Origin of the sequence: Cellulomonas bogoriensis 69B4 = DSM 16987, from assembly GCF_000767165.1 — a bacterium.
In the GTDB taxonomy this organism is placed as follows: Bacteria; Actinomycetota; Actinomycetes; order Actinomycetales; family Cellulomonadaceae; genus Actinotalea; species Actinotalea bogoriensis.
Window position 1 is genome coordinate 1 of sequence record NZ_AXCZ01000182.1, and the last position, 5,231, is coordinate 5,231.

Annotated in this window: 5 protein-coding genes; 1 reads left to right on the plus strand and 4 read right to left on the minus strand. The window is 75.3% G+C overall.

Annotated features, from left to right (window positions below; translation table 11 throughout):
• Nucleotides 1-937: ATP-dependent DNA helicase (locus N869_RS12670; protein ID WP_035062233.1), on the minus strand; the 937-nt coding region annotated here is incomplete at its 3' end.
• A 49-nt stretch (nt 938-986) separates the two neighbouring features.
• Nucleotides 987-2,474 (minus strand): GTPase HflX, encoded by a 1,488-nt coding sequence (gene hflX, locus N869_RS12675; protein WP_035062234.1) that lies wholly within the window; start codon nt 2,472-2,474, stop codon nt 987-989.
• 88 nt (nt 2,475-2,562) lie between these two features.
• On the opposite strand from hflX, the gene N869_RS12680 reads away from it, so the two are divergent.
• A complete protein-coding gene (locus tag N869_RS12680; RefSeq protein ID WP_035062235.1) occupies nt 2,563-3,165 on the plus strand; it encodes a class I SAM-dependent methyltransferase in 603 nt (200 codons plus the stop codon).
• Here the strand turns inward: N869_RS12680 and dapF are convergent.
• Together dapF and miaA are read right to left on the minus strand one after the other, a co-directional pair.
• Nucleotides 3,152-4,120 carry a diaminopimelate epimerase gene (gene dapF / locus N869_RS12685; RefSeq protein ID WP_035062236.1) on the minus strand — a complete coding sequence of 323 codons (969 nt, stop codon included), beginning with the start codon at nt 4,118-4,120 and terminating at the stop codon, nt 3,152-3,154. The genes N869_RS12680 and dapF overlap by 14 nt on opposite strands.
• Nucleotides 4,117-5,088: a tRNA (adenosine(37)-N6)-dimethylallyltransferase MiaA gene (miaA, locus tag N869_RS12690; RefSeq protein ID WP_035062237.1), complete on the minus strand. Its 972-nt coding sequence runs from the start codon at nt 5,086-5,088 to the stop codon at nt 4,117-4,119. The genes dapF and miaA overlap by 4 nt, the downstream gene beginning before the upstream one ends.
• Nucleotides 5,089-5,231 lie beyond the last annotated feature (143 nt).

Genomic DNA, 5,231 nt, shown 5'->3' on the forward strand with positions numbered 1-5,231 from the left:
CGGTGGCCACGTGCCCGGGGAGCCCGTCCGCGAACCGGCCCTCCGGGGTCGCGACCAGCACCGCGGCGAGCTCCTGCCCGGCACGGTCCAGGTCATCGGTCGCAACCCCGCCGTGCCGACGCGCCAACCGGGCCGCCTGCTCCACGACCGGCCCGGACAGCTCGGCGGTGGCCTGGGCCGTGACCCGGTCGGTCAGCTCGTGGGCCTCGTCCACCACCAGCACCTGGTGCTCGGGCAGCACGCCCGGGCTGCCCCCGGCGGCGATGCCCAGCATGGCGTGGTTCGTGACGACCACGTCCGCCTCCCGGGCCCGGGCACGGGCGCGGTCGGGGAAGCAGTCCTCGATCAACGGGCAGGTGGGCCCCATGCACTCCATCGCGGTGACCGAGACCTGGCGCCACGCGCGGTCCCCCACCCCGGGAACCAGGTCGTCCCGGTCCCCCGTGCTGGTCTCGGCCGCCCACTCACGAAGGCGCACCACCTCGGCGCCGAGGCCGCCGGCTGCAGCGCCCCCGTCCGGGTGGTCCGCGGCGTCACCCGCCGCGAACAAGGTCGCCTCCTCCTGCGGGTAGCCGCCCTCGACCTTGTTCAGGCACACGTAGTTGTGCCACCCCTTGAGCAGCGCGATCTCCGGGCGTCGGGGGAGCTGCCCGGCCACGGCCTCCACGACCAGCGGCAGGTCACGGGTCAGGACCTGCCGCTGCAGCGCGAGAGTGGCGGTCGAGACGACCACGCGCTCGTCGTGGAGCACGGCGTGCCGGGCGGCGGGGACGAGGTAGCCCAGCGACTTGCCGGTCCCCGTGCCCGCCTGCACCAGCAGGTGCTCGCGGCTCATGAGCGCCGCGGACACCGCCTCGACCATCTGCTGCTGGCCGGGTCGCGGCGCGCCGCCCAACGACGCGACGGCACGGGCGAGGAGCTCGACTGCGGTGGCCACCCGCGAAGCGTAGGTCCTCCGCCGGCCCGGAGCGGACCAGGGACCGCGCTCACTCCCGCACCGCGACCTCCTGCAGCTCCGCGGCGAGCTCGGGGTCCACGCGCGCCTGCAACCGGGTGCCCTGCCCGGTGTGCTCCTCGCTGTCGATCTCGCCCTCCAGGTGCACCCTGTTCACCAGGTCGCCCCGCTGGTACGGGACCACGACGCTCACCTGGACCGAGGGCCGCGGCAGCTCGTCGGCCACCCTGGCCAGGAGCTCGTCCAGCCCGGCACCGGTGTGCGCGGAGACGACCACCGTCCGCGGCTCGCGTCGGCGCAGGCGGGCCAGGGTGTCCGGGTCGGCCTTGTCGGCCTTGTTCAGGACCACCAGCTCCGGCACGTCCTCCACACCCTCGATCTCGGCCAGGACCGACCGGACGGCCGCGATCTGCCCCTCGGGATCGGCGTGGGAGGCGTCCACCACGTGCAGCAGCAGGTCGGACTCCCCGACCTCCTCCAGCGTCGAGCGGAACGCCTCCACGAGCTGGGTCGGCAGGGACCGCACGAACCCGACGGTGTCGGCGATCGTGTACTGGCGGCCGTCCGGGGTGGTCGCCCGGCGCACCGTCGGGTCCAGGGTCGCGAAGAGTGCGTTCTCGACCAGGACCCCCGCACCGGTGAGCCGGTTGAGGAGGCTGGACTTGCCGGCGTTGGTGTACCCGACGATCGCGACCGCGGGGACGTGGCCGCGCCGACGGGCCGCACGCTGCGTCGCGCGCGCCGGCTTCATCGCCGCGATCTCGCGGCGCAGCTTGGCCATCCGGGTGCGGATGCGCCGACGGTCGAGCTCGATCTTGGTCTCACCCGGCCCACGGGAGCCGATCCCGGCGCCGGCCGCGACCCGACCACCGGCCTGCCGCGACATCGACTCACCCCACCCGCGCAGGCGCGGCAGCAGGTACTCGAGCTGGGCGAGCTCGACCTGGGCCTTGCCCTCCCGGGACTTGGCGTGCTGGGCGAAGATGTCCAGGATCAGCGCGGTCCGGTCGATCACCTTGACGCGGACGATGTCCTCCAGGCCGCGTCGCTGGGACGGCGCGAGGTCGGCGTCCACCACCACCGTGTCGGCGCCGGTGGCCGCGACGATCTCGGCGAGCTCGGCGGCCTTGCCCGACCCCAGGTAGGTGCCGGGGTCGGGTGTCGCCCGACGCTGCAGCACACCGTCCAGGACCGTGGACCCCGCGGTCTCGGCGAGGGCCGCCAGCTCCCGCAGCGACACCTCCGCCTCCTCGACGGCACCGCCGGACCACAGGCCGGCCAGGACCACCTTCTCGAGCCTCAGCTCGCGGTACTCGACCTCGGTGACGTCCTGGAGCTCGGTCGACAGCCCGCCGACCCGGCGCAGCGCGGCGCGCTCCTCCCGGTCGAGCTGGTCCCCGTCGGTGTCGCGCACCTGGGTGGTGCCCTCGTCGAGCGCGGTGCCCGCACGGGCCAGCACCCGGGCGACGACGCTGTCGGCGAGCTCACGGGCACGTTGCTGATCAGTGGGTTCGGTCATCGGTTCCTTCCGTCCTGCGTCAAGGGTGGCACGCGCCACCACGGGACGCGAGGCCTTTGTCCGGCGCGCCCCTGGGTACGGTGACCGGGTGCACGGACCCGACCACTACTTCACGGCTCACCCGGCCTCAGCCGACGAGCGCCGCACCCTGCACGTCCGGTTGGCGCACCGGGACGTCCCGGTGCGCACCGCGCCGGGCATCTTCTCACCGGGCCGGCTGGACCTGGGCACCGAGATCCTGCTCCGCGAGGTCCCGCCGGCGCCCACCGCGGGCGACCTGCTCGACCTGGGGTGCGGCTGGGGCCCGATCGCCCTGACGATGGCGCTCCAGGCACCGGAGGCGACCGTGTGGGCCGTCGACGTCAACTCCCGGGCCCTGGACCTGCTGGCCGGCACCGCCGCGGACCTGAACCTGGTCGGTCTGCACGCCGTCGGCCCCGACCAGGTCCCCGACGTGCCGCTCACCGCGATCTGGTCCAACCCGCCGATCCGCATCGGCAAACCCGCCCTGCACGCCCTGCTGCGCCGGTGGCTGCCGCGGCTCGCGCCCGACGGTGCCGCCCACCTGGTGGTCCAGCGCAACCTGGGCGCGGACTCCCTGCACCGGTGGATGGAGCAGGACCTGGGCATGCCGGTGACCCGCGTGGCCAGCGCGAAGGGCTTCCGGGTGCTGCAGGTCACGCACCCCTGAGGGCCGTCAGGTCGACCTCGGCCCGGGCGACCAGCACCGCCGGGCCCGCGAGCTCCACCCGGCCGCGCTCCAGGGACCTCACCCGGACGGTCCCGCCGGGTACGTCCACCAACCAGGTCGAGGGCGCCGAGGGACCCGCCCACGCCGCCACCGCCATGGCCGCTGCGCACGCGCCCGTCCCGCACGAGCGGGTCTCGCCCACGCCACGCTCGTGCACGCGCATGCGGACCCGACCCACCGGCCCGGACTCCCCTGGCGCCTCCCCCAGCGGGACGACGAGCTCGACGTTGGTGCCCGACGGGGGTTCGGGGTCGACCCGTGGGGTGCCGGTCAGGTCGATGCCCGCCAACGTCGCCTCGTCGGCGACCACGACGACGGTGTGCGGGTTGCCCACGTCCACGCTCAGGCCGGGCCGCGCCACCGGCAGCCCTGCCACGCGCACCTCCACGTCGCCGCCCCGCTCGAGCGCCGCGGGTCCGCCCACGACCCGCCAGGGCCCCATGTCGACGGCGTACCACTCCCCCGAGCACCCCCGCGGTGGGTCGACCTTGCGCACGTGCCGCACACCTGCGCGGGTCGCGAGCGCGAAGGATCCCCGGCCGTCCCAGACACCGAGGTCCTCGGCGAAGCGCGCGGCCACGCGCACGCCGTTGCCGCACATCTCTGCCACGGACCCGTCACCGTTGCGGTAGTCCATGAACCACTCCGCGGAGCCGTCCCGCTCCAGGGCGGCACGCCCCTGGGGCAGCTGGGTGCTGCGCACCAGACGGATCACCCCGTCACCGCCCAGGCCCGCCCGGCGGTCGGCGAGGGCCCGCACCAAAGGTGCGTCCAGGTCGAGGGCGCCGTCGGGGTCGGCGAGGAGGACGAAGTCGTTCTCGGTCCCGTGGCCCTTGGTCACGCGGAGCGTCGGGCCGGACGGTCCGGCGGTGGGCCCGTCGAGGCTGGTGGTCATGACCCGAGGGTACGGCGACGCTGGCCGGGGTCGGGTGCCTGCCCGCGGTCGGCGCGCGCGACCAGGGTGAGTGCCTGCTCCAGGAGGTCCGGGGCCTGGGCGTCGAGCCAGTGGACCCGGGGGTCGCGACCGAACCAGCCCATCTGCTTGCGGGCCAGGCGCCGCGTCCCGGTCACCACGTCGCTGCGGGCGGTGGCCTCGTCGCGCTCCCCGCGGAGCACGGCCAGGACCTCGGCGTAGCCCACGGCGCGTGCCGCCGTGCGACCCATGCCCTGCAGGTCGGGCCCGGCCAGGGCGCGGACCTCCTCGACCAGGCCGTCGGCCCACATGCGTGCCACGCGCGCCTCGATGCGGGCATCCAGGGCCCGGCGGTCGCAGTCGAGCCCGATCTGCAGGGTGGGCGTCACGTAGCGGTGCTCGGGCAGCGCGGGGGTGTAGGGCCCGCCGGTGAGGAGCACGACCTCCAGGGCCCGGACCAGACGTCGGGTGTTGGTGCGGCCGATCCGGTGGGCGGCGTGGGGGTCGTGCTGCGCGAGCTCGTCGTGGAGCAGGCCCGGGCCCTGCTCCTGGGCGCGGGCCTCGAGGCGGGCCCGCAGCACCGGGTCGGTCGGGTGGAACTCCATGTGGTCCAGCAGGGCGCGGACGTACAGGCCCGAGCCACCCACCACGACCGCTCGCCTGTCGCGGGCGGCCACGGCGGTGACGTCGGCGCGGGCGTGCCGCTGGTAGGCGGCCACGGAGGCGTCCTCGGTCACGTCGAGGACGTCCAGCTGGTGGTGCGGCACGTCGCGGCGCTCGGCCGGGGAGATCTTGGCGGTACCGACGTCCATGCCGCGGTAGAGCTGCATGGCGTCCGCGTTCACGACCTCACCGTCCAGGCGCTCGGCCAGGGCCACACCCAGGTCGGACTTGCCGGTCGCGGTGGGCCCGACGACGGCGACCGTCACGGCGCCCGCCGACCCGCTCATGCCGGGTCCGACCACAGCTCGACCCCGTGGACCGCCGGTCCGGTCGGCGTCAGCCCGGTCCCGGCGCGCACCTGGTCCCAGGTGCGGCGGGACGGGTCGTCGGCCCCGTCCCGGTCACCCACCGCGAGCACCACCACGACCCG

Excerpts from the sequence above, each read along its gene's own strand:
- hflX (WP_035062234.1), bottom strand. The coding sequence starts at position 2,474 with ATGACCGAACCCACTGATCAGCAACGTGCCCGTGAGCTCGCCGACAGC.
- dapF (WP_035062236.1), bottom strand. The coding sequence starts at position 4,120 with ATGACCACCAGCCTCGACGGGCCCACCGCCGGACCGTCCGGCCCGACG.
- miaA (WP_035062237.1), bottom strand. The coding sequence starts at position 5,088 with ATGAGCGGGTCGGCGGGCGCCGTGACGGTCGCCGTCGTCGGGCCCACC.